21 protein-coding genes are annotated in these 21,626 nt (G+C 45.0%); 2 read left to right on the forward strand and 19 right to left on the reverse strand.

The genetic code is table 11. The features are described from left to right. Positions 1–90 precede the first annotated feature (90 nt). The 15 genes from KNL20_RS08445 to KNL20_RS08515 all read right to left on the reverse strand — a co-directional run bounded on the left by KNL20_RS08445 (position 91) and on the right by KNL20_RS08515 (position 15,541). Positions 91–1,923, reverse strand: a complete 1,833-nt coding sequence (locus KNL20_RS08445) for an ATP-dependent helicase (RefSeq protein WP_230397344.1) — start codon at positions 1,921–1,923, stop codon at positions 91–93. 15 nt (positions 1,924–1,938) lie between these two features. Further along, positions 1,939–3,411: a glutamate--tRNA ligase gene (gene gltX, locus KNL20_RS08450; RefSeq protein ID WP_230397345.1), complete on the reverse strand. Its 1,473-nt coding sequence runs from the start codon at positions 3,409–3,411 to the stop codon at positions 1,939–1,941. A 66-nt stretch (positions 3,412–3,477) separates the two neighbouring features. After that, the gene (locus KNL20_RS08455) at positions 3,478–4,983 is read right to left on the reverse strand and encodes a 4Fe-4S dicluster domain-containing protein (protein ID WP_230397346.1); all 1,506 of its coding nucleotides are present in this window, start codon (positions 4,981–4,983) and stop codon (positions 3,478–3,480) included. 197 nt (positions 4,984–5,180) lie between these two features. After that, positions 5,181–6,320, reverse strand: coding sequence for a sodium ion-translocating decarboxylase subunit beta (locus KNL20_RS08460; protein ID WP_230397347.1), 1,140 nt, complete (start codon positions 6,318–6,320; stop codon positions 5,181–5,183). Between the two features lie 94 nt (positions 6,321–6,414). Then, positions 6,415–7,440, reverse strand: a complete 1,026-nt coding sequence (locus KNL20_RS08465) for an XdhC family protein (protein WP_230397348.1) — start codon at positions 7,438–7,440, stop codon at positions 6,415–6,417. Positions 7,441–7,466: 26 nt separating this feature from the next. Further along, on the reverse strand, positions 7,467–8,534 hold the full coding sequence (locus tag KNL20_RS08470) for a sulfate/molybdate ABC transporter ATP-binding protein (protein WP_230397349.1): 1,068 nt from the start codon (positions 8,532–8,534) through the stop codon (positions 7,467–7,469). Between the two features lie 21 nt (positions 8,535–8,555). Then, positions 8,556–9,230 carry a molybdate ABC transporter permease subunit gene (gene modB, locus KNL20_RS08475; RefSeq protein WP_230397350.1) on the reverse strand — a complete coding sequence of 225 codons (675 nt, stop codon included), beginning with the start codon at positions 9,228–9,230 and terminating at the stop codon, positions 8,556–8,558. Positions 9,231–9,384: 154 nt separating this feature from the next. Next, positions 9,385–10,245, reverse strand: a complete 861-nt coding sequence (modA, locus tag KNL20_RS08480; protein ID WP_230397351.1) for a molybdate ABC transporter substrate-binding protein — start codon at positions 10,243–10,245, stop codon at positions 9,385–9,387. A 15-nt stretch (positions 10,246–10,260) separates the two neighbouring features. Next, entirely contained in the window at positions 10,261–11,199 is a 939-nt protein-coding gene (locus KNL20_RS08485; protein WP_230397352.1) for an MOSC domain-containing protein, read from the reverse strand. Position 11,200: 1 nt separating this feature from the next. After that, positions 11,201–11,707, reverse strand: a complete 507-nt coding sequence (gene moaC / locus KNL20_RS08490; RefSeq protein WP_230397353.1) for a cyclic pyranopterin monophosphate synthase MoaC — start codon at positions 11,705–11,707, stop codon at positions 11,201–11,203. Positions 11,708–11,709: 2 nt separating this feature from the next. After that, positions 11,710–12,741 (reverse strand): molybdopterin-binding protein, encoded by a 1,032-nt coding sequence (locus KNL20_RS08495; protein ID WP_230397354.1) that lies wholly within the window; start codon positions 12,739–12,741, stop codon positions 11,710–11,712. Positions 12,742–12,902: 161 nt separating this feature from the next. After that, positions 12,903–13,082 (reverse strand): hypothetical protein, encoded by a 180-nt coding sequence (locus tag KNL20_RS08500; RefSeq protein WP_230397355.1) that lies wholly within the window; start codon positions 13,080–13,082, stop codon positions 12,903–12,905. Between the two features lie 66 nt (positions 13,083–13,148). Continuing rightward, entirely contained in the window at positions 13,149–14,138 is a 990-nt protein-coding gene (locus KNL20_RS08505) for a DUF4349 domain-containing protein (RefSeq protein WP_230397356.1), read from the reverse strand. Positions 14,139–14,184: 46 nt separating this feature from the next. Then, positions 14,185–14,535 (reverse strand): MGMT family protein, encoded by a 351-nt coding sequence (locus tag KNL20_RS08510; protein ID WP_230397357.1) that lies wholly within the window; start codon positions 14,533–14,535, stop codon positions 14,185–14,187. A 1-nt stretch (position 14,536) separates the two neighbouring features. Next, positions 14,537–15,541, reverse strand: coding sequence for an alpha/beta hydrolase (locus tag KNL20_RS08515; RefSeq protein WP_230397358.1), 1,005 nt, complete (start codon positions 15,539–15,541; stop codon positions 14,537–14,539). Positions 15,542–15,698: 157 nt separating this feature from the next. Here KNL20_RS08515 and KNL20_RS08520 point away from each other — a divergent pair, with 157 nt between their 5' ends. Together KNL20_RS08520 and KNL20_RS08525 are read left to right on the forward strand one after the other, a co-directional pair. After that, positions 15,699–16,055 carry a GNAT family N-acetyltransferase gene (locus tag KNL20_RS08520; RefSeq protein ID WP_329957455.1) on the forward strand — a complete coding sequence of 119 codons (357 nt, stop codon included), beginning with the start codon at positions 15,699–15,701 and terminating at the stop codon, positions 16,053–16,055. Between the two features lie 336 nt (positions 16,056–16,391). Continuing rightward, complete coding sequence (locus KNL20_RS08525; RefSeq protein WP_230397360.1) at positions 16,392–16,880, forward strand: InlB B-repeat-containing protein; 489 nt, start codon at positions 16,392–16,394, stop codon at positions 16,878–16,880. A gap of 59 nt (positions 16,881–16,939) precedes the next feature. Here the strand turns inward: KNL20_RS08525 and KNL20_RS08530 are convergent, their stop codons facing one another. From KNL20_RS08530 to KNL20_RS08545, 4 genes are all read right to left on the reverse strand, one after another. Continuing rightward, positions 16,940–17,611 carry a DUF3786 domain-containing protein gene (locus tag KNL20_RS08530; protein ID WP_230397361.1) on the reverse strand — a complete coding sequence of 224 codons (672 nt, stop codon included), beginning with the start codon at positions 17,609–17,611 and terminating at the stop codon, positions 16,940–16,942. Positions 17,612–17,736: 125 nt separating this feature from the next. Continuing rightward, complete coding sequence (locus KNL20_RS08535; protein WP_230397362.1) at positions 17,737–18,555, reverse strand: DUF2971 domain-containing protein; 819 nt, start codon at positions 18,553–18,555, stop codon at positions 17,737–17,739. 133 nt (positions 18,556–18,688) lie between these two features. Further along, positions 18,689–19,057: a metal-dependent transcriptional regulator gene (locus KNL20_RS08540; RefSeq protein WP_230397363.1), complete on the reverse strand. Its 369-nt coding sequence runs from the start codon at positions 19,055–19,057 to the stop codon at positions 18,689–18,691. 109 nt (positions 19,058–19,166) lie between these two features. Further along, complete coding sequence (locus KNL20_RS08545; RefSeq protein WP_230397364.1) at positions 19,167–21,557, reverse strand: ribonucleoside triphosphate reductase; 2,391 nt, start codon at positions 21,555–21,557, stop codon at positions 19,167–19,169. Positions 21,558–21,626: the final 69 nt, after the last annotated feature.

The following is a 21,626-nucleotide window of genomic DNA, read 5'->3' on the forward strand; positions in this document are numbered from 1 at the left end:
CTTCGGGTTCAAGCTTATTTTACCATATTGTTAATTGTTTACCAATATGGTTTTATCAGAAAATATGTGTATTTTTCCCATTTTATTTAGCTAAATTTCCAATTCCGAAATTTCATTCAGAAACCTGGATATTTCTGTTTTCTTTTCATAGCGTTCCTGAACCGCATAAAGATGAAGTCTGTTCTTAGCTCTTGTCATCCCCACATAGAACATACGTCGCTCTTCTTCCATATCTGCGTCCAGAACTGCCTTTTTGTAGGGTATGATTCCATCATTCACATCCAGTATATATACATTATCAAATTCCAGTCCCTTGCTGCTGTGCAGTGTGGAAATTGTAATTCCATCCGACTTCTGCTGCCGGGTCTGATTCTGGCGTTTCAGCTCTTCTTTATAACGTTCTATATGAGCAAACCAGTCCTCCATCTTATCGAATCCCCTGGCCGTATCCGCAATCTCATCCATGATTTCCAGCAGCTCCTCGGGTCTTATCCTGCGATACTGTGCATATTCCTTCAGATAGCCCTCGTATCCGATTCCATATCGTATATAATTAATGGCTCCAAATGGTGTCATAGGAGCCATTACTTTCAAATCATGCTCCAGCTTTTCAATCCGCTCCCACATCCACTGACGTTCTTCATACACCTGGTATAAGGATTCAAAAGCAATCTCCGGATCCATAAACGAGGTTCTGGCAAGATAGCGGTTCGGTTTATTGGCGATACGAAGGAATTCACTCCGAAGTCTGCTGCCTCCCGCCAGATGCATATAGGTAAGTACGTCCTTTGCCACCCAATGCTCATAGAGATTCGGCAAGCCATCCCTTATCTGAAAAGGGATGTTATACGCCATCAGCTGCTCCACACTCTTTCTGCTGCCGGTATTGGTTCGAAACAGAATAGCAATATCCCTGTATTTATGCCCCTCCTGCAAGTATTTCCTGATATCCCCAATCATATACTCTACTTCCTGCCGGTCATCTTCAAAGATGTGAATATCGATTTTTATTCCATTCTCCCGGTTTGTCTTAAGTTCCTTTCCAAAACGCTTTTCATTTTCTCCAATCAGTCTTTGGGACTTCTTTACAATTTCTCCGGTACTTCGGTAATTCATATCCAGAATCACCTGCCCCGCATCCGGATAATCCTTTGGGAAATTCAACATGATTTCCGGCTTTGCCCCGCGGAACCGGTAGATAGACTGATCGTCATCACCAACGATAAACAGGTTATTCCAAGGCTTTGCCAGCATTCGTATGATGTCATATTGTATGAGATTGATGTCCTGAAACTCGTCAATTAATATGTATCGGAATTTCTCCTGCCATTGCTTCAAGATATCCGGGCGCTTTAAGAAAAGTTTATAAGTCCAGACCATGATATCATCAAAGTCCAGCTTTCTGTTATGGTTCATCCATGCCTGATATTCCTCAAATATCTTTCGAAAAACATCCTCAGCCATACAGGCAGAATAGTAATGGGACAAATCGATTCTTCCATCCTTTACCATACTGATTTCTCTGGCCAGCTTCTCCAGAAGATCATTCTCATCTTCTATGTTGCGGCAATAGGTATCCACCAGTTCCCGAAGAAGTTTCAGTTTCAGATCTTCACTTAATATGTTCTGACCGGATAGCTGATACGTGTGACGCAGGATTCCATAAAACACTCCATGAAAGGTGCCGAATGTGACTTGTGAGGTATGTAGATTCATAAGACGCAGGAAGCGTTCCTTCATCTCCCTCGCCGCCGCCTTTGTGAAAGTGACGACAAGGATAGAAGAATCTGGAATCCCCTGATTGATCAGATTAGAGGTCCTTTGGGTGATTACGGTTGTTTTACCGGATCCCGGACCTGCCAGAACCATCATAGGTCCTTTTATATGGGCGGCTGCCCTGCTTTGAGACTCGTTCAAATTCATAGGAACATACACCGGTCAATGCCCAAGTTTTTCTATTGCCGCTTTGATTCTGGCAATTGTTTCATCCTTACCGATAATCTCCAGAATCTCTGTTGCACCGGCTGGAGTCATCTGTTTTCCTGACACTGCAGTACGAATCGGCCACATCACGTATCCGTTCTTACAGCCTTTTTCTTTTACATATGCAGACAGTAATCCAAACAGCGCATCGTTACTATAATCCTCCTGTTCTTCCAGAATCGGAAGGATTTCCTTTAAAACTTCCAGAGAAGTTTCCTGGTTTGTCTTCATCTTTTTATGTGTATACATAGATACATCATATTCCGGAACCTGTTCAAAAAAATCAATCAATTCCGGAATATCCGGGAATGTCTCAATTCGTGTCTTCACCATGGATGCGATTTTACGGAAATCATATTCTTTATGCAATACACGTTTCAGATATGGAAAAGCTTTTTCAAAAAATGCCTCATCATCCATCTGTTTGATGTATTCCCCATTCATCCATTTCAGCTTTGTCATATCAAATACAGCTGGTGATTTGCTGATTCTGTGATAGTCAAATGCCTCTACCAGTTCTGCCAGCGTGAAAATCTCCCGGTCATCCACAGGGCTCCATCCAAGAAGTGCCACAAAATTGACGATGGCCTCCGTCAGAAATCCCTGATCGATCAAATCTTCATAGGAAGAATGTCCGCTTCGCTTCGATAATTTCTGATGTTCTTCATTCGTAATCAGAGGACAGTGGACATAAACCGGAACTTCCCAGCCAAATGCCTCATACAGCCGATTATACTTCGGTGCCGAAGACAGATACTCATTTCCGCGCACCACATGGGTAATTCCCATCAGATGATCATCCACGACATTTGCGAAGTTATAGGTGGGGAAACCGTCCGATTTAATCAATATCATATCATCCAGCTCTGCATTCTCCACAGTTATATTCCCATAGATTTCATCGTGAAAAGTCGTTGTGCCTTCTGTAGGCATATTGATGCGGATAACATAAGGCTTCCCAGCTGCCAGATTCTTTTCAATCTCTTCTTTTGGCAGATGCAGGCAGTGTTTATCATACATATGAATCTCCTTACCACCCACATTGGCAGATAAGGATTCCAGACGCTCCTTATCGCAGAAACAGTAATAGGCATCCCCCTGCGCAATCAATTGCTTCGCATACTTCAGATAAATGCCCTGCGTATTTCTTTCACTCTGGACGTAAGGTCCCACACCACCGTCCTTATCCGGTCCTTCATCGTGTTTTAATCCCGTTTCGTCCAATGTATGGTATATAATCTCCAGTGCACCTTCCATAAAGCGCTCCTGATCTGTGTCCTCAATACGAAGCATAAAATTGCCGCCCTCATGTTTGGCAATCAGATAAGCATACAATGCAGTTCTCAAATTTCCCACATGCATACGTCCTGTGGGACTGGGCGCAAATCTTGTTTTAACCATCTTCCTGTTATCTCCTGTTTCTTTCATCTACCGGCTTTCCTGCATCCGGTCGTTTGTAAGCTTGAACTATTATAACCCATGCGTTCCATAATTTCAAGGCAGCTCTATCTCTATCAGATCTTCCGGGGGCACCTGTCTGGATGAGCCCGCCTTGTATTTTTTCAGTTCAGTTTCCGCCGTTCTAAATGGAACATTGGTTCCGGCTCCTCCCATGCATCCCCCGGGACAGCCCATCCCTTCAATCAGGCATCCTTTCATCTTCCCGGCTTTCGCCATCGTCAGCACCTTCCTGCAATCCGCCAGTCCTTCCGCATGTTCAATACATACCGGAATATCCGGATAGTACTCCTTCAGACACCTCTCAATAGCAGAAGCTACTCCGCCTGCCACGGCATAGCCTCTTCCCGCTGCAGTGGCATTGTGAAGTCCTTTACCCGGTTCCATATCCGCCGGTTCAATACCTCTGGCTTCAAACATTCCCTGAAGTTCTTCAAATGTGATTACAAAGTCCACATCGCTGCGGACATGCGTCCGGGATGCCTCCAGTTTTTTTGCCGCACAGGGACCGATGAATACCACATGAGCGTTGGGATGCTGCTTTTTGATGCTTCTGGCTGATGCCACCATCGGTGTGAGTTCTTCGGAAACACTCTCTATCAAATCCGGAAACTGTTTCTTGGCAAGCATCGACCAGGACGGACAGCAGGAGGTAAGCAAAAAAGGCAATTCGCCTGTACTGACCTTGGCAGCATAATGATGGGCTTCTGAAACCGCTCCGATATCTGCTCCTAAAGCTACTTCATAGACCTCCTTAAAGCCCAGTTTTATTAATGCAGTCTGAAACTTGGCCGGTGTCACATCTTTTCCGAATTGTCCGATAAATGCCGGCGCAACCTCAGCGATAATCTCCTCTCCGTCCCTTATGGCACGGGCAAGCTGAAAGATCTGCGATTTATCCGAAATAGCACCAAAAGGACAGTTTACCATACACATTCCACAGGAAACACATTTTTTCGGATTGATTTCAGCCCTTCCCTGTGCATCACTTTCTATGGCATTGACGCCGCAAGCTCTGGCACATGGACGTTCCATCCTGGATATTGCATCATATGGACAGATGGCCTTGCATTTTCCGCATTTGATGCACTTATCCTGGTCAATTACAGATTTGCCGCGAATAATAGAAACTGCCTCTTTGGGACAGACCTGCTTACAGGGATGTGCCACACAGCCTCTGCACATATTACTTACCTGATATTTATTTGGTTCACAGGCATCACAGGCTGAGGGAATCACCTGCATAAGCGGCGGCTCATAGTACTTTTCATTAATATTACTGTTCTCCATCCCGGCCGTGATATGCACTGCCCTGTTCTCCGGACGTAAGGACATACCCATAGCCAGACGCACCCGCTCGCTTGCAACCGCACGCTCACGATAGATGCTGTCACGATATGTGGCGCGTTCCTGTACAATATGATAGGGGATCGCTTCAATCTCATCCTGGAAGCTTTCCTTTGTGGATTCAAAAGCCACCTTGCAGATTTCGGTAAATACTTCCCTGCGTATCTTTTTAATTGGTGTCTCTACGCTTCTCAAATTTGTCTCTCCTTTTCATCGGCGTTGCCAAGTTCTTTCTTAGAGAAAAAACCGCAGTGCCTGCGGTTTTATTCTTTACTTCCTATCTTACCCATAATCCATACAGATATCATAATTATAAGAATTGTAACAAAAATACCTGCCATTCCCTTCCACATAATTTCAAGGGCTACCAGCACATTATTCATATCTTCCTCCTATTTCAAGAACTGGGTCACAAGATTAATTACCATACCGCCGGCAATTACGGATGCAATCTGCCCCGATACGTTTGCTCCGGCTGCATGCATCAGGATAATATTGCTCGGATCCTCTTCCATCGCCATCTTCTGAATCACACGCGAAGACATGGGAAATGCCGAAATACCTGCGCCTCCTACCATAGGATTAATCTTCTTTTTCAGGAACAGATTCATAAACTTCGCCAGCAGAACTCCGCCGATGGTATCCATCACAAAGGCAAAAAGTCCGATAGCCATAATCATGATTGTCTCTACCGTTACAAACTGATCTGCTCTCATACTGAATGAGATGGTAATTCCAAGCAGCAGCGTAATCAGATTCGCCAGCGTGTTCTGGGCTGTATCCGACATGGTTCCCAGGACGCCGCACTCCCGTATCAGGTTTCCAAACATCAGGAATCCCACCAGTGCAACCGATTGCGGGGATACAAGCCCCACGATAATCGTTACCACGATTGGAAATGCAATTCTCATCTGTTTTGAAACAGAACCGGGATTATAATCCATATGGATTCTGCGCTCTTTCGTGGTGGTTACCAGCTTGATGGCAAAAGGTTGTACAATGGGAACCAGTGCCATATAAGAATAGGCTGCCACCGCTATGGCTCCAATATACCTGGAGTTAAGTATCTGTGAAACCAAAATCGATGTGGGACCGTCGGCAGCTCCGATAATGCCAATAGAAGCTGCATCGTTTAAATCAAATCCCAGCAACGTGGCCAGGAGAATTGCGGCAAAGATACCGAACTGTGCACCCGCTCCAAACAGAAACATCAGCGGATTAGACAGCAGCGGACCAAAGTCAATCATGGCTCCGATACCGATAAACAGCAGAATCGGCAGTGCTTCGGATGCTTCAATTCCCACATGAAACAGCCACTCGATGATTCCATTGGCAGAAATTCCTCCCTGAAGTGTCTGATTCAGCACACCGGATAATGGCAGGTTCACAAGAATTGCTCCAAAGCCCATAGGAAGAAGCAAGGATGGCTCGTACTCTTTCTTAATAGCCAGCCAAATCAGTACGGCACCTACAACATACATGACAAGTTGCTGCCATGTGAGCGCCATTAGCCCATCAATTAAAAAGCTCATAGTTAAAAATCCTCCATAATCGTTTTAGGGGGACTTTTTTCCCCTTTTATCTACTTTATTATAGTTCAGAAAAAGGCGGACTGTCAATACCGCTTCACCTGTTTTCAAAAACTTCAAGGAAGATGTCCTGGATTCCTCCGCATACCATACCCTCATCTTCTGCATCCTGGTTCGTCATATTTACATGCGTCATCTGCGTTTTTATATCACCGGACCGCAGCATACGCAGGGCAGACTGCATCATATCCGCTTCGGCACAGCCTCCGCCTATAGTTCCTACCGTGCTTCCGTCCTCCATAATCAGCATCTTGGTTCCAATCTGACGCGGCGCAGAACCCTTCCTCATGACAATTGTTGCCAGAATCTTATTTTGCGGACGCTTCATTCCTTCTATAATCTCGTCTGAGAAGCCACCGCCGCCCCGATTCGAGTTCTTAATCTGTATAATTTCACCCAGAATAGAAACAGCAATTTCCGCAGGAGTTTCACTCTTAATTGAAAGTCCAATCGGAGCATGGAGATCATCCAGCTTTTCTTCCGGGATCCCCTCCTCATTCATCACTCCTTTTAAAAGACGGACTCTGGAACGGCTTCCCATCATTCCCATATAGGCATAGGGTTTTTTTAATATCGCTTCCAGACAATCCTTATCATAACGATGCCCCCTGGTCACAATTACAAAATAAGTGTCTGGACCGCCCTGTATCTGTCTTAACCCCTGATCAAAGGTGTCACATATGACTTGATCTGCCCTGGCTTCTCTCGCCTGATTTGCATAAAGTGGGCGATCTTCAATCACTGTGACAGAAAAATCCAGAAACTTTGCCAGTTTAACGATGGCTACTCCAACATGGCCCCCTCCGCAGACAACGAGCTGCGGAGTTTCCCCTAATACCTCGCAGAACAGTCTGCCTCCTTCGTATTCCCTGCTGCAGGTCTTTTCCACAGATTCCACAGCTTCATGGATTTTCCGACACACCTCTTTCTCAATCGCATGATTTTCATAAATCCATGTCTTTTCAGTGCGAACGCAGCGATACCCTTGATTCTTTCCTTCAACGACCGTAACAATCATCGTCTTTTTATTCATATCTATCTCTTGCAACAGCTCTGTAAACATCTTTGCTCCTCCTATCGCCCTTCGTTTCAGAGGTCCCCTCTCAGAAGCATGATTGCTTCCGGGAGAACCCGCAGATAATCCGGCACAACATTTGATGAATCATCGCTATGCAGACTTTTTTCGGTCTTCCACCATAGCCCGTTCTCCAAAGTAACATACCACTCAAATGGCATCTCAGAAATAGCCGCATCTCCCGGAGAAATGAGGTTCGCATCCGGACGGACAGCAAAAGCTTCTGCCTCTGTTTTCATAAGCGGCATAAAATCATGTGCGCGGATTCCTACATAACGCATATCATCTGTAATCTTTTCACGGGTTGTAAGCGTAATTCCCCAGTCTGTGGCCAATAATCGATAATCTGAGATTTTTTCAAACCTGGACAGATTCTTACATCCTGTCATCCGGGCGGCCTGCGCAGTTTGCGGCTTATCAAACAGCTTCTGTGTCTGACCCTGTTCCAGGACTTTTCCCTCCTGGAGCAGCATGATATGGCTGCAAAGCTGATACGCCTCATCCCTGTCGTGCGTTACAAGGACTGTCACTCCCTGATATCCTTCAATTACCTTTGCCAGCGCAAGCCTGAGTCCTTCTTTTAAATAAGCATCCATGGCCGAGAAAGGTTCATCCAGCAAAAGTACATCCGGCTCATAAGCCAGAATACGGGCCAAAGCAACCCTCTGCTGCTGCCCTCCCGATAAACGTCCGGGAAAGCTCTTTTCTAAGCCCTGAAGCTCAAAACGTTCTATCATTTTATAAATAATTTCTGTTCTGTGCGGATGATTCTTTTCAAGTCCGCAGCCGATATTCTGTTCCACCGTCATATTCGGAAATAAGGCATAATTCTGAAACAGATATCCCACTTTTCGCTTTTGGGGTTTCAGATTTACCTTCTGCTCAGAGTTATAAAGCATCTGATTCCTTACCTTCACAAATCCGCTGTCCGGAGTCACAATTCCGGCAATTGATTTCAAGGTCATACTTTTCCCGCATCCGGAAGGTCCGAGAATCCCTAAGCATCCACGCTCGCCCTGAAAGGAAAGCTCCAGCGAAAACTGCCGGAGTTTTTTTCTGATTGCCACATCCAACATTGCCATAATTCTCTTGGTCCTTTCGTTTCAACGGTTCTTTCTCTTCTTTTCGTGCAGTCCCATCCAGTTCATAGCCAGTACGGACACAAACGCAATGATCACAATAATGCCCACATAACCATAGGCAGACTCCATATTTCCAGCTGCAACCTCTGAATATACAGCCATAGGCAGAGTCCTGGTCTTTCCGGCGATATTCCCCGCAATCATGGCAGTTGCTCCAAATTCCCCCACCCCCCTTGCGAAAGCCAACACCCCACCCGAGACTACACCCGGAGTTGCATTCGTAAAAATGACTCTCCGAAAGATGTTCCATTCACTCATCCCCAACGTTCTGGCAGCATCTACCAGGTTTTCGTCTACCTGTTCGAAGGCTCCTCTAGCCGATCGGTACATCAGAGGAAATGAAATCACCGTTGCAGCGAGTACGGTAGCAATCCAGGAAAATGCAATCTTTACGCCAAATATGTTAAGGAATAGTTTTCCCAGAGGGCGTTTGACTCCAAAAAGAAACAGAAGGAAAAATCCCACCACTGTGGGGGGAAGAACAAGCGGTAAGGTCAGCAGACCATCCCAGAACATCTTGGTTCCCTCCTTTTTACAGCTGATTACCCCCCACGCTGCCAGTATGCCTGCAAAAAAAGTAAATATAATAGACATCGATGCTGTTTTTATTGAAATCCAGATTGGTGACCAATCCATAGCTTTTTCTCCTTTATCTTAACATTCATACAGAAAACCTGCCACTGGCAGCTTTCCTTGCATACTTTGGTATATCAAAAAAGGACAAGCCCCCGGCAGACCTGTCCGTCTGACCGATGCCTGTCCTTTTTTCTGAACCGCATTCAGAAATCAACTATGAAAGTGCATTGGTAAATCCGTATTCCTCGAACACCTTAATTGCCTCCGGTGTTTTGAGAAACTCAACAAATGCTTTAGCTTCCTCCATATGTTGGGTATTCTTTACAACTGCTGCCGGATAGATTGCCTTGCTGACACTGTCCGCAGGTGCTTCCGCTACAACTTTCACCTGTTCAGGCATTGAGGCTGCATCTGTAGCATATACAATTCCTGCATCGGCACTACCCGCTGCCACCTGATTCAAAACCTCTGTTACATTGGTTCCAAGGCTTACTTTATCCTGGATAGAATCCCATATTCCGAGATTTGTAAGTGCTTCCTGCGCATACTGCCCAACCGGTACGGAAGCCGGATCTCCGATTGCAATACTATTTGCATTCGCAATATCTTCAAATGCTGTAAGCGTACTGTCGCTTCCTGCCGGAACAATCAATACAATTTTATTTTCCAGCAAATCTGTCATCGTATCTGACAAGATCAGTCCCTTATCGTTTAACTCGTTCATCTGCTTCGGTGCTGCCGACATAAAGACATCCGCTTCAAGACCTTCTTCAATCTGCGTCTGAAGTTTCCCGGATGCATCGTAGGTACCTTCCACCAATACACCGGGATTTGCATCCTGGAACATCGGAATCAGTTTTTCATCATATGCATTTTTCAGGCTGGCAGCCGCCGCAACCAAAAGCTTTGTCTGCTCTGCCTCCGGTGTCACCTCTTCCTCCGGTTCAGATTGTGCAGATATAGATTCTGCACTTGTCGATTTTGATGTTGAAGAAGACTTTCCTTCGTCTCCACAAGCCGCCAGCATCCCACATGCCATGATACCTGCCAATAATAATGCGATTTTTCTTTTCACACTAACTTTCCCCTCTTATTTTCTTGCACATTCTCCATCAGTTCCTCTTAATAACTTAATTCCGTGGGGCAGATCCGCAAGGATAAAATCCAGGCTCTCTCTTACTGCCCGGGGGCTGCCCGGAAGATTGATAATCAAAGTCTTTTTCCTAATAACAGAAACCCCTCTGCTGAGCATTGCCCTACTTGTAATCTTCATGGAACCCTGGCGGATCGCCTCGGCAATTCCGGGAGCATTCCGGTCTGCAACAGCCATTGTAGCCTCCGGTGTCTGATCGCGCATGGAAAATCCTGTTCCCCCACTCGTGAAAACTACATCCAGCTGTCGGCTGTCAGACAGACGAATCAGTTCCTTTTTCAGTAATTCCGGCTCATCCGGTATTACAAGGACTTCAACTACCTCATATCCCTGACCTTCCAGAGCTTCCTTTACTGCCGGACCGCTTTCATCCACCCGCTCTCCGCGCGAACCCTTGTCACTGAGTACAATTACTGCTGCCTGAAACGGACGATCTGATTTGGGGGGTTCCACCTGCATTTCATCACCGGGACGAATGGTTCCGGCTTTTATAACCTTTGCAAAAACACCTTCCCGCGGCATGATGCAGTCACCTACTCTTTTATGAATGGCGCAATGACTGTGGCATTCCTTTCCAATTTGTGTCATCTCCAGAATAACATCGCTGCAGCTAAGGATCGTTCCGACCGGCAGGGAACGGAAATCAATCCCTTCCACCACCAGATTTTCTCCAAAATCTCCGTCTTTTACATCCGCTCCACGCTCGTTAAATGCTTCTACCTTGTCGTATGAGAGGAGACTTACCTGCCGATGCCAGTTTCCCGCATGCGCATCTTCCTCTATTCCATAGTTTTCTATAAAATGTCCCTCAGATACAGGGACTTTTTCTGTCCCTTTTTGCCTGCTGATACAGACAGCCTTCACGATTCCCTTCATGCTAATTTCCTTGCCCTTTCTCCGGCAGATGCTCCTCCCGTATAAAAGTACCGCTTTTTCCTCCTGTTTTCTCTTCCAGATGAATTTCTCCGATTTCCATGGTTTTATCCACAGCCTTACACATATCATAGATGGTCAGCAGGCAGACAGAAACGCCGGTAAGTGCCTCCATCTCCACACCTGTTATACCATTACATCCGGCCGTACATACAGCCTGGATTTTATGCGCATCGTCATCCATCACAAAATCTAAGGACAGTTTTGTAAGATTCAGGATATGGCAAAGTGGAATCAACTCCGAGGTCCTCTTTGCACCCATAATTCCCGCAACCCGGGCCACACCCAGAACATCACCTTTTCCCATAGTCCCCAGAGACACCTTTTGGTAACACTCTTTACTCATCGAAATCCATCCGCTGGCTGTCGCTTCTCTTCTTGTCCCGGCTTTTTCCGATACATCCACCATCCAGGCGTTTCCGCCCTCATCAAAATGACTGAATTCTGCCATCGTTAAGCCCCTTTCCCAAAGCCGCAGTTAGGAAAGGTGCAGACCGGACAGGAAAGGCACAAGCCGCCCTCTCCCAGAGCTGCCAGACTTTCGGCAGTTACCTCGTCATCTGCCATCACCCTGGGAAGCACCAGATCAAAGATAGTGCGCTTCGCATACATCACACATCCAGGAAGACCCATCACAGGTACTTTCTTTCCATCCTTTTCATAATAGGCCAGTAAAAACATGGCACCAGGCAATACCGGTGCACCATAAGATACGATCCTGGCTCCTGTATTTTTGATAGCAAGCGGAGTTTTATCGTCCGGGTCTACACTCATACCCCCGGTGCAGATTACCATGTCTGCGCCATCCTCAATCATCTCCAGAATACTGGCTGTGATCTTGGTGTGGTCGTCGTTCCAGACCACATGAGAACAGACCTCACCGCCATATTCCTTCAGCTTGTCTTCAATCACAGGTGTAAAGGTATCCTGTATTCTTCCGTAATACACTTCATTCCCTGTAGTAACAATCCCCACCTTTTTTTGCAGGAAAGGCATCAGTTTCAGAATCGGCTGATCTGCCAGCTTTTCCGCCTGCTTCATCTTTTCTTCCTCGATGACCAGCGGTATGATTCTGGTTCCTGCCAGCTTGTCCCCCTTCTTCACCGGAAAATCTCCATGCACTGTAGCAATCATCATCTCTCCGAAAGCATTGACTGCTTTTAATGCGGGGCGGTTAATCTTCAACAAACCGTCACATGCAGCAGTCAACTCTATCTTGCCCTCTTTTACTTCACTTCGTTCCATATGTTCATTCCTGCACATCCTGCACAGGATCTCGGCAGCTTCATTCTCATGGAGCATCCCTTCTTCTTTTTCCCAGATATATAACTGATCTTTTCCCACACTTAAAAGAACCGGAATGTCTTCTTCCCGAACCACATGGCCCTTTCGAAATACCGGTCCCTTCTTTTCGCCCCTGATAATCTGGGTGATGTCATGGCAAAGCACTTGCCCTGCGGCATCCTGGGTACGAATCAACTTCATAAAACCTGCCTCCCATTCCGTTATGTTTTCAAACAAACAACGTATTTTTATTTTAGCATGAACAGTCCTAAATGTAAATAACAATATGCCTGAATGTCCCTGTGACTATCATCCGGAAACATACAGGCATATCTGTTGTTCAATTTCTAGCTCTTACACAATCAAAACATTCTCATGTTCTCTATATAGGAGCGCATCTCATCCCTTGTCTTCACTTCTCTGGCTCCATCAATCAGCTCTTTCTTCTTTGTCTCATCCAGCTTAGAAAATGAATTAAGTATATCCGAATGCTGTGCCAGCTCCATGGTAAATCCAATTGGTAATTCTTCATTTTGAATCATAGTTTACACCAAGTACACAAACGTTCCTTTCTGCTTTATTTATCTCTATATAGAATGTGCACTTATTTATTCTTTATTCTCATCCGCTTCTTTTTTGTCTGCATCTGCATGCGGCTTCTTCCCCAATCCGGTTTTTTCCTCCTCGATGAGATCCATCTTTTCATTATGTTTTTTTATTGCTTTAATGACTAAACAGATAATTAAGATAAGAATTCCGGCAACTACCCAGTAGGGAATGGCTCCCAGAAACCACAGAGTAAAAGAATATATACCTTTTTGTATACTGTACATGTTTCTGGACAAACGTTCCTTCAACTGACCGCCAAAGGATTCCGAAACCTGTATTTCCCTCTCCACCTCGCTGATATTCAAGGTTATCGTACTGTATTGTATTTCGTTATCATAAGTGCGGATCTGTGATTCATAACTTTCCAACTGATACCGGACCTCCGTCAGTCGGTTTTGAATCGCTATAATAGACTCCAGGTTTTCGGCCTTTTCCAACATAGCAATCAGAGTTTCCTGCTCAGCCTTCAGCGCCGTAATGTGGCTTTCAGTATCCACGTAATTCAAGGTCACATCCTGAACCTGTTCGGAAAAATGGGTTATTGTTACCCGTTTACCAATAGACGCCTTAAAGTCTGCCAGATTATCCACCGGAATTCTAAGCGTATAATTCGCATATCTGTTTCCACTGTCACTGTCAGTACTGCCCTGTACATCTGATTGCTCTACATAACCCTTACTCGTATTAACCAATTCATTCAGTTCATCTAGAAACTTGTCAAACTCTTTCGTCTCTACAGAATAATCCTGTGTTTTAATTAGTTTACGATTCGGATCAGTCACCTGACCTACACTGTCGCTTCCTGAACCGGCATCTGCTGTACTTTCTGCCGCCTGACCTGCCGTATCTGCGTTTTTCGCTTCACCGGGAGCTGTAGCAACCTCCGTTCGAGCATAAGAATCCATCTTATTGCTGCCGGAATTTCCACATCCCGGCAGAACAGCCAGCAGAAGTGTAAGCATTACTGCTGCTATCCTATAGATTTTCATAGCATCTCCTCCTACTTTTCTTCATACAACCAGTTACAAAATGCTTTCATAGGTCATTTTTTTCAAAAAACTCGAGTAATTTGAGTGCATCCTCCAAAGTGTTTTTCCAGCCAAATTTATCAAGATCCACATGTTCGTCTGCGTCCAGGCGAATGCCTTCTATCTCCAGAAGATGGCGCTGAATCCCCGGTATCTCAAAGGCAGCTGCACCGCTTAAAGCGCCTTTTGCATTCACAACCCGGTAAGCCGGAACATCCGACACTTTATGCCCCAGGGCATAGCCCACTTGCCGGGCATTTCCCGGTTTTCCGCAGAGCAGAGCTATCTGACCGTAGGTAGCGACCCTGCCATATGGGACCTCTCTGCAGACAGCCTCCACCCGTTTGTAAAAATCCATTTTATCCCGTTTCTAATCCTTTCTCTGTGATAAAGTTTTTCAAAAATGAAAACACTGTTGTGTAATACTCTTCCGGATTTTTATACTGTGCCTGTGCATGTCCCGCCCCTTTAACGACCAACAACTCTTTTTCTCCATTGGCAGCTTTGTACAGCTCCCTGGCCATCTCCACCGGAATAAAGACATCCTGATCCCCATGAATGAATAAGATGGGAATCCTGGTTCGCTTTACGGCCTCGATTGCAGAAGCCTTCTTTATATCATATCCTCCCCGCAGACGGAGCACAAGATTTGCACCATCAATAACAGGAAAAGCCGGAAGATGAAACCATTCTTTTATCTGCTTTTGAAACATGTGGTATACATCCGTATAGGCACAGTCAGAAACAACTGCTTTTACGTTCTTGGGAAGTTTTTCTCCGGTCATCATCAGTGCGCTGGCTGCTCCCATGGATTGCCCATGAATCACAATCTCTGCCTCCGGATCCAATTTTAATATGTAATTCAGCCACAGCAGATTATCCAGGCGGTCCGTCCATCCCATACCGATAAAATCACCCCCGCTTTCCCCGCTGCAGCGCAAATCCGGGGCAAGCACCTGATATCCCTGCTTTGCATATTCGTAACCAATGGGATATAATTCCTCTTTCCATCCGGTATACCCATGCAGCAGAAGCACCCACTTGTGACTCTCCTTTTCCTGAAAAAATACCCGGCCAATCAATTGATAGCCATCACTTGTCGTTACCGAAAGTTTTTCTGTCCGGGCCTGTGCAAGCCATGCGTTTGTTTCATTGCCTGCCTCTGCCTGATTGTTCTGAATATCATCCGTATGTACCAGGGCTTCCATACTTTCTTCCGTAATTTCGCCAAAAGCCTCTGTCTGTTCCATCTTTTCAGGAATAAGTGCAACATCTACCAGGATATTACAGATAATAAAAAAAACAGCTGTAATAACAATCAGAAGCACACCTATCGTTCTCTTTAACCATTTTCTCTTATGCATTGGATACACCTATCCTCCTGGTTTTAGATATGGTTTTTGAATGAATTTATTATATCACACTTTCATCTGAACATACAAGGATGGTATTTATTCGTTTGTGTCAATTAAAAAAAGTAATTTGCAACAATTTTATGGCAGTTAAAAATCATGTTTATTTTTGATACCATCTTCCAAAATACACCTCTATGGGATATACTATATCTATCAGAAAACCATGCACAGAATGGAGGACTTTCATATGGAGCTAAAACAAGGAGAGAACAGATTTTATTTTGCAGACGACAAGGGGGGCGAAGCCGGTGAAATAACCTACTACCCCTCAGGTGATAACATCTGGACTATCGATCATACCTATGTTTCCGATGAATACAGGGGACAGAAGCTTGCGGCAAGACTGCTTCAGGCTGTTGTCGACCAGGCGAGAAAAGAAGGGAAGAAAATCATACCGCTCTGCTCTTACGCAGTCAGAGAATTTGAACGCCGTAATGACTATCAGGATGTCAAAGCAAAGTAGACCCCAATAACCTGTTTCATAAAAGTCGTGCTTTTTCATGCAAGCATGAAACTCATGACCTTTTGACCCTGCAGCTTTTGGGGGGCATATGATACCTACGGATTGCTATGCACTTCGTGCTCCCGCAATCCGCTTTTGGGGGGCATACGATACCTACGGATTGCTATGCACTTCGTGCTCCCGCAATCCGAAAACATTCGAATTCCGCCCTTTCGGGCTCCTTTCTCATGTTTGGCGGGTCCCAAAGTCATGATTTTTCATGCAAGCATGAAACTCATGACCTTTTGACCCTGGTATCATATAATAAAGTATCATTATATAAGACGGGTGAATTTTATGAAACAATCTACTATTAAGACTTATCAAATACATTATCATAATCTGATTCAGGCGAAGCATCTTAATCCAGTATCTTATCAGATAGCTTCCGGGGATGTCCCTTTGACGGCGCCTGAGCCTCAACCGGGGTATCGTTTTCTTGGATGGTATAAATCTTCTGCTGACAAGCACAGGATTACCATGATTCCACACGGAAGCATCGGTGATCTGAATCTTTATGCCAGGTGGGAGGCCATATTTTGTACTTTACACTATCATGCAAATGTTCCTGATGATATAGAGGTTATCAATCTTCCTGCTCCTATAAGAATACGGGAAGGCGAAACCTTACGCATCTCTGACTGTATTCCAGCCAGACAAGGATATCAGTTTTGGGGGTGGAATACCATACCGGGCGGATCCGGAACCATGTATCAGCCCGGCACTTTCCTTCGAAGTATCAAAGACGACACGGACTTATATTGTCAGTGGTCTGCTCAGCCATAATCAGCAACTGCCGGTCAATGAGACCGGCAGTTTGCATGATTATGGCTGAGCAGAAGATGTTAATCATAAATATGCCCTTTCAACGGAAGTCCCGCTTCTTCCGCCAGGCGGAGTATTCCGTCTGATGCAATAGATACCGTAGACTCCACATGTATAAAGTCAGTGACGCCATAATCAAACAAGATGTTGGACTGCGCCTGAAATTCATCATCTTCGTCCCAGAAAAAGAACTGAACAGGAATACAGTCAAAAGCCTTAATCTGATAGCCCGCGTCTCCCTGAGGTAATGCGATGCCTCCTAACTTTTGCGCCGCATGATGCAGCTTCTCCAAATGTCCGCTGAAAGTCTCAGAAAAAGGCTGCAATACATGGGCTGTAAACGCGGATGTAAATGGAGATGCATTCCTTACGCTACGAAAAGGCACCCACCGATTTTGAATATGAGCACCCTCCTTTGCATACCACAGCAGATTATAAATCGTCAACTGGTTTTCACAGGAAACAGAATCCATTGAACCCGGCCCCTGAATCCGCCCATTCTCACGGTTAATACGATATTCCTTACCATAATACGTCAGCAGAATATGCTCTTCCTGCCAGATAAGTTCCGGAAGTTTAACAGCCAGTTCCTGCTCATCTATCTCCAGAAACCTCCCCCTCCAGTATTCGCATAACTTTTCGTAATTTGATATTACTCCGGCATTCCCGTCATCATATCTGTTCTCAGACATTATACCATCCTCTCCCTTCAGATACATAATACCCCTGATATCCAAACTCATGCTTTTTCATGCAAACATGACCTTTTGGCTTTTGTATCATGATACCAGATTCCAGGAGGTATAACAACAGGTTTTCAGGAATATGTGGCACTTGACTGCAGGATCTGAACCCGCTCTTTCTCATATCCCCAAAGTCCCAGACACATCTGTACATCCCGTTTTTCCAGTCTGCATTTTGGTCCAAGTATGATTTCCTTTACCATACGGTCCTTTTTCTTCGAAAATTCAAGCTCAATATAAGAAATGAGTCTGTAATTACTATAATAAATCCGAACAGGTGACAGACAGAAACCCTCTTTTATATGAGATGGCACTGTACATGCTTCCGGGGCAGCTGCCAGACAGATTCTCCATTCCTGCTCCTCTTCAAATGCGGGATTCTTCATGACGCTGAGTTCAACCTCTGTCTTTCCATATACAGCACACACAACCTCTTTCATAGACAACCCATTTCCCAGCAGTCTGTAAATTTCTTCTGCCTGTGTTCTGGCATATACCCTTTCCTTCTCCTGATCGTAACAGATTTTTAAAAACCTGACCGCAGGATTCGCCGCTTCATTGAAAGCCGTTTTTTCAAAACCGATAGCAACTCCCCTTCCGTCCATTGCATAAGCACGCCACTGGCTTAAAAGATCCGGCTTTTCAGAAAAACAGGCCGCATACAGATTTTTCTGTTCTGTAAATGACTGAAAACAGGCACGAAATTCCCTTTGCTTCTCGTATGCATCGGGCATCAGATGACAGAATTCCTCTGCAATCATCTCCTGCATCCATCGACGCTCCGCATAATCATTAGATTTTTCCATGTCCGAAAGCCGAATGCTCCTGTTCTTCAAAATATTCATCAAAGCTTCCACTGTACAATAATGATAAACTAACTGCTGCCCGGCCATATATTCATCTCCCGTCCTATATGTAGCTTTTTATCTAAAAAATGCTTTATTCTTCTTAATATTGACCAGGCTTTCTTCTTTCATGCAGTATATGTACATCTTTTTTGAGCAAGGGCTTTTGTTCCTGATAAAACTAAAATGTACCCTCTGAAACATGTTTTTTTAATCCCCGGAATACTTCTTCGCTGATAATGTGCTCTATCTTGCAGGCATCTTTTTCGGCAATTTCGGTCGAAACCTGGGCATACTTCTCCAGAAATTTTGTCAGAACCATATGTCTTTCAAATATTTTCTCCGCCATGAAACGTCCCTTTTCTGTAAGTTCCAATGCCGTTCCTTCCCCATTTTTCACGTAGCCTTCCCGCTTCAGAACACGGATTCCATTACTGACACTGGCCTTGCTGTACCCAAGCTCATTTGCCACATCTACTGCCCTCACTCTGGGGCTTTTTAAGATTAAGATATAGATAGTTTCAAGATAATTCTCGGATGCCTCATGCATATATACCCCTCCTTTATAGTTAGTATATCCTAACCAATAATTCTTGTCAAGCCTGTACATACAGGCAAAAAATCCCCATTCAGCCCTGAACCAAATGAGGATTTTTACATTATTCTGATTTTTGAATTGTATCTGCAAAGCTGCGAATATTAGAAGCATTTACATATAAAATATGTTTCCCTTCTTTTTGCACAACCAATGTGGGCGCACTTCTCACTCCGTACTGTACGGCCAAATCCGTATTATCTTCCACGGGTATTGTTTCATATGGAATATTTGCTTCCGTCAGGAACGTTTTCGCCATCTTACAGTTCGGGCAGGTTTTTGTTGTAAATAGCAGCATCTTTCCCGGATGATCTATCGCCGAAAAATCCTTATCGGATTCTGTTCTGAAATCACCGGCAGCCGTTTTCGGCTGTAAACCATAGGATTTTTCAGGTGCATATAGTTTACGGTCTTTAAACTCCTGGGTTTTTCCCTCATTCCAGTTCTGCACCGGACGGTAATAACCGGTAATCCGGCTGTATACCTCCGTAGGTTCACCACACTGGTCGCAAACATATGTTTCACCGCTGATATATCCATGGTTTTTACATACAGAGTAAGTCGGGGATATCGTGTAGTATGGCAAGGTATAGTTCTCCGCAATCTTACGCACCAGTGCAGCCGCTGATTTCCAGCCGGGCAGCTTTTCACCGACAAATGCATGGAATACTGTGCCGGAGGTATAAAGTGTCTGTAAATCGTCCTGAAGCTCAAGTGCTTCAAAGATATCATCCGTAAATCCTACAGGCAGATGCGAAGAATTTGTATAGTAAGGCGTTTCACCCTTTTCCCCGGCGGTAATGATATCCGGATAGCGCTTCACATCGTGTTTAGCCAGACGATATGTAGTGCTCTCTGCCGGAGTTGCCTCCAGGTTGTACAGATCACCATATTGCTCCTGGTAATCGGATAAACGCTCCCGCATATGATTTAATACATCTTTTGCAAATGCGTGGGCCTTCGGCCGGGAAATGTCCTCCTTCAGCCATCCGGCATTTAACAGGGCTTCATTCATCCCAATCAGTCCGATCGTGGAAAAATGACTGTCGAACGAACCCAGATACCGCTTCGTATATGGATATAGTCCTTCCTCCAGAAGCTTTGTAATCACCTCCCGCTTTACCTTAAGGCTTCTTGCTGCAATGTCCATCATCTTGTCCAGACGGGCATAGAAGTCTGCCTCATCCTTCGCCAGATAAGCGATGCGTGGAAGATTAATCGTGACTACGCCTACAGAGCCAGTGCTCTCACCGCTTCCGAAAAAACCTCCGGATTTTTTCCGAAGCTCACGTAAATCCAATCTCAAACGGCAGCACATGCTGCGGACATCGCTTGGCTCCATCTCACTGTTAATATAGTTTGAGAAATACGGAGTACCGTATTTTGCTGCCATTTCAAATAAAAGACGGTTATTTTCCGTATCGCTCCAGTCAAAATCTTTTGTAATGGAATAGGTGGGTATTGGGTATTGGAACCCGCGTCCATTGGCATCCCCTTCAATCATGATTTCGATAAATGCCCGATTTACCATATCCATCTCTTTTTTACAGTCTTTGTATTTAAAGTCCATCTCTTTTCCGCCGACGATGGCAGGCAGTTCTGCCAGATCATCCGGAACCACCCAATCCAGCGTAATGTTGGAAAATGGAGCCTGGGTCCCCCAGCGCGAAGGTGTATTTACTCCGTAGATAAAGCTTTCGATGGATTTTTTTACCGCATCATAAGAAAGATTATCTGCCTTCACAAAAGGCGCCAGATAGGTGTCAAAAGAAGAAAATGCCTGTGCTCCCGCCCATTCATTCTGCATGATCCCGAGGAAATTCACCATCTGGTTACAGAGTGTTGCGAGGTGTCTGGCGGGAGCTGATGTAATCTTGCCCCGAATTCCCCCTAAGCCTTCCGTAATCAGTTGTTTTAAGCTCCATCCGGCACAATATCCGGTCAGCATGGACAAATCATGAATATGTATATCGGCACTTCTGTGCGCTTCCGCTATCTCGGAGTCATAGATCTCGCTGAGCCAGTAGTTCGCAGTAATCGTACCGGAATTACTTAAAATCAAACCGCCTACAGAATACGTAACGGTCGAATTCTCCTTCACTCTCCAGTCTGTCACCTTTAAGTAGCTGTCTACAGTTTCTTTGAAGTCCAGAATCGTGGATTTCATATTCCGTATCTTCTCATGCTGCTTCCGGTAGAGGATAAATGCCTTTGCCACATCTGCATAACCGCTTTTACTCAAAATTGTCTCTACGCTGTCCTGGATATCCTCTACCGACACATATCCATTCGTAATTTTAGGTTCAAAATCTGCCGTAACATTCAGTGCCAGCAGTTCAATTGTCTGACGGTTATATTCCCTGTTCTTTGAATCAAAAGCTTTGGTAATTGCCCGGATGATTTTCGTCAAATCAAACTCAGCAGTCTGTCCGTCTCTTTTTACAACCTGATACATCTCATATCACCTCAATATTTTCTATATTTGGCTGCTGTTCCGCCATATCCGTAGATATGATTATAGCAT

The sequence above is a fragment of the Novisyntrophococcus fermenticellae genome, assembly GCF_018866245.1.
Classification (GTDB): Bacteria; Bacillota; Clostridia; order Lachnospirales; family Lachnospiraceae; genus Novisyntrophococcus; species Novisyntrophococcus fermenticellae.